Genomic DNA, 927 nt, shown 5'->3' with positions numbered 1-927 from the left:
CAGCGGTTCCGGGTGGTGGTCTCGTCGGACTTCCCGACGCTGGACGGGGCCAACAGCGACCCCGACGATGTGCAGTCGATGGTGCGGTTCTTGATGTACTCCAACGAGTTCGACGTGGAGGGGCTGGTGGCCTCGGCGGCGACCTCGCGCAACTACGCCGACAAGCAGCACATCATCGATGCGATCAACAAGTACGACCTGGTGGATGAGAACCTTCGCCGGCACGACCCGGCGTTCCCGACGCCGGCGTACCTGCGGTCGGTGACCTTCCAGGGCCGGGACGGCACCTGGGGCAAATCGACGGCCAACAACATCGGAGCGGGCAAGGACAGCGAGGCGTCCAACGCGATCATCTCGATCGTGGACAAGCCCGATCCTCGACCGGTGTGGTTCACCATCTGGGGCGACAACTCCCAGGTCGCCCAGGCGATCTGGAAGGTGCAGAACACCCGCACCCCCGCCCAGTTGGCGGCGTTCCTGGCCAAGATGCGGATCTTCGCCATCGCCCACCAGGACGACACCATCGACTGGATGAAGCAGAACTTCCCCAGCCTGTTCATCATCCACTCCAACAGCACCTACGGCGGGATGTTCTGCAACGGCGGCGACACCTCGCTGTGCAACCTGGCCTGGCTGGACGCCAACATCCGCTACAACCACGGCCCGCTGGGCGCGATCTACCCGCCGCGCGGCTGCTGCGTCAGCGGCATGCAGGAAGGCGACTCCCCCTCCTTCCTGCACCTGCTCAGCGCCAACCGCGGCATGAACAACCCCGAAGACCCCACCCAGCCCAGCTGGGGCGGGCAGTACCGCCGTGACGGCTCCACCAACCACTGGGTCGACGGCCCCGGCGGCGGCACCATCTCCAAGTGGCGCCCCCAGTACCAGGCCTCCTTCGCCGAACGCGCCGACTGGAACCTGCCCTGA

The 927-nt window shown here is 66.3% G+C and carries 1 protein-coding gene; it reads left to right on the top strand.

Annotated elements, in window-relative coordinates; genetic code table 11:
• Positions 1–927, top strand: a 927-nt coding sequence (locus tag Sru01_RS35100; protein ID WP_203995263.1) for a DUF1593 domain-containing protein, incomplete at its 5' end; no start/stop codon positions are given.

The organism is Sphaerisporangium rufum (genome assembly GCF_016863395.1).
In the GTDB taxonomy this organism is placed as follows: domain Bacteria; phylum Actinomycetota; class Actinomycetes; order Streptosporangiales; family Streptosporangiaceae; genus Sphaerisporangium; species Sphaerisporangium rufum.
Note: the sequence above shows the minus strand (reverse complement) of the source record. Positions and strands in the feature narration are given on the sequence as shown.